Below are 2,539 nucleotides of genomic sequence, written 5' to 3'. Positions count from 1 at the left end.
ATTGAACAAAATCGCTACGCGATGGCCTGCCAAGGCTGTGGCATAGCGATTTTCTGTTTTATATAACAAAACAGTGGAAAGCAAGTCCTAAAAGTAGTATTGTTAAATCACCACAAAATAACAATCAAACAGGATCGACCTCTCCACTGCCTATGAAAAGAATACCACCATTCCACTTGGTTGGCAAGCGGTTTTATGACCCCAATGCCCCTCCGTATAAAGCAGTGTTTCTGATAACTACTGATTTTATATGGAGGATTTTATTATGTATGAAAAATATTTAGAACAGCTTGAGGAAGCCGGGAAAATCCGTAACCTCAAAGAACGTTCCATCAGTTGCTATAAAAACTATGTTTCTTACTTTCTGAAATATCAGAATAAGAATCCCAAAGAACTTACCTGTCAGGATGTCAGGGCTTTTTTGCTTGCAAAAAAAGAGGAAGGACTGAAAGCCACCACTTTGAATCTTTACAATTCTGCCATCCGTTTTTTCTATCGAAATGTCCTGCATATCCTTTGGGATGACATCACAGTTCCACGTATGATCCTAGAACATAAGCTTCCTACTGTACTGACTGCCTCTGAGATTGACCGCCTGTTAGATGCTGTTGATGATATCAAATATAAGGCTATGTTCGCAGTCATGTATTCCTCAGGTATGAGAGTTTCTGAAGTGATCCATCTTCATTATGACGATATCTCCCGTTCAAATATGCAGATCCATGTCCGGGATACCAAGAATAGAATGGACCGTTATACCATTCTCTCCAAACGTTGTCTGGATATCCTTACACAATACTGGTTTGAGAAAGGTCGTCCCCGTGGCATCCTGTTTCCGAATAAATTTACTGGTAATTATCTAACAGTCAGTACTCTGGAACAGGTAATGCGACGGGCAGTAGCTGATGCAGAACTTCCAAAGGCAGCAACCCCTCACTGTCTCCGCCATAGCTTTGCAACCCATCTGATGGAACAAGGCATAGAACGGCAGAACATTCAAGCTCTGCTTGGACACCGTGATCCGAAATCTACGGAAGTTTATCTTCATGTCAGCAACAAATCCCTCATGGGCATTCAAAGCCCTTTTGACAGGAAAGAAGGTACTGGCCATGAATAAACCCACCGTCCAGGATATTTTCCGACGTTTTTATCCGGCATACCTTGAAAAGTATTCTCCATCCCCGGAACAGGCAAAAGCTGTCCGGAACATCCTGAACTGCAAAACAGGAGCCTATGGCGCAAATATCAGTGTATGTGAAGACTGTGGTGCTGTCCAGATTCATTATAATTCCTGTCGTAACCGCTGTTGTCCCATGTGTCAGGCTATTCCAAAGGAAATGTGGATGGATGCTCGCAGAGAAGATGTACTTGATGCACCTTATTTCCATCTGGTGTTTACAGTCCCTGACATTCTGAATCCGGTCATTTACAGTAACCAGAAACTGTTATATGACACGCTCTATCATGCAGCCTCTGCTACCATTCAAGAACTTACATCAGACCCAAAGCACCTCGGAGCTTCCGTTGGTTATATCTGCATCCTTCATACATGGGGCTCTGAAATGAACTTCCACCCTCATATTCATACGATACTGCTCGGCGGTGGACTGACACCGAAAAATGAGTGGAAAGATAATGGTACGGAGTTTTTTCTCCCTATATGGCTATCTCCAAAGTATTTCGTGGTAAATATATGGATGAACTGAAAAATCTCTGGAATACAGATCAGCTTGAGTTTCATGGAACAGCAGAAAAATACCGTAATCATTATGAATTCAAAGAACTTATAGATTCCTGTTATGACGCAGAATGGGTTCCTTACTGTAAGAAAACTTTTAACGGTGCACAATCTGTGATTGATTACCTTGGAAAGTATACCCATAGGATCGCTATCAGCAATCACCGCATCATCCATATGGATGATGAAAATGTTACTTTTTCCGTTAAGGATTACCGGAAAGAAGGACAATGGAAGGAACTGACCATTTCCGGCATTGAATTTATACGGCGTTTTCTGATGCATGTGCCACCCAGACGTTTTGTCAGGATCCGGCATTATGGACTTCTATGTTCCCGCAGCAAACACAAAAAACTCACTTTATGCCGGAATCTTCTCGGATGCAAAAAATATCTTTCAAAGCTCAGGGCTAAGGAAATGCCGGAAATACTGAAACAGCTATACGGGATAAACATCTGTGTATGTAAATCCTGCGGTGGACATCTTGGAAAACCACAACTGAGAATACCGCAAAGGTGTTAAAATCCAAATCTTTTATATGTTTTTAAGCCTCAAAATCCTGAGGTTTTATTGTTGTACCTATTTATCTGAAAATCCTTGATTTCTGTAGCGTTTGCATAGGAAATCCTGTATAATCATGGATAAGAACGAAAGATTAAAAGTCCATAGGTAATATCTACTCGGACGCTCACTTTGTTCAATTAGGTCAAATCGAAAATAGAGTAAACGAAGGGGCAGTTCACTGAAATGTCAAAACTGCTTTTTCGTTTACCCCATCATCGATTCTAACCTAAAGAATTT

Annotated in this window: 1 protein-coding gene and 1 pseudogene; both read left to right on the top strand. The window is 41.2% G+C overall.

From position 1 onward, the window contains the following. Window positions 1-265: 265 nt before the first annotated feature. On the top strand, window positions 266-1,117 hold the full coding sequence (locus tag DWX73_RS13070) for a tyrosine-type recombinase/integrase (protein ID WP_118349102.1): 852 nt from the start codon (window positions 266-268) through the stop codon (window positions 1,115-1,117). Continuing rightward, window positions 1,110-2,260 (top strand): annotated as a pseudogene (locus DWX73_RS15675) (IS91 family transposase). Before DWX73_RS13070 ends, DWX73_RS15675 begins: the two are co-directional and overlap by 8 nt. The last annotated feature ends 279 nt before the right edge of the window (window positions 2,261-2,539 follow it).

Origin of the sequence: Coprococcus sp. AF21-14LB (genome assembly GCF_003458885.1) — a bacterium.
Classification (GTDB): domain Bacteria; phylum Bacillota; class Clostridia; order Lachnospirales; family Lachnospiraceae; genus UBA9414.
The sequence above is the reverse complement of the archived record's forward strand: the minus strand, read 5'-3'. Positions and strand labels throughout refer to the sequence as shown.

Excerpts from the sequence above, each read along its gene's own strand:
- DWX73_RS13070 (WP_118349102.1), top strand. The coding sequence starts at position 266 with ATGTATGAAAAATATTTAGAACAGCTTGAGGAAGCCGGGAAAATCCGT.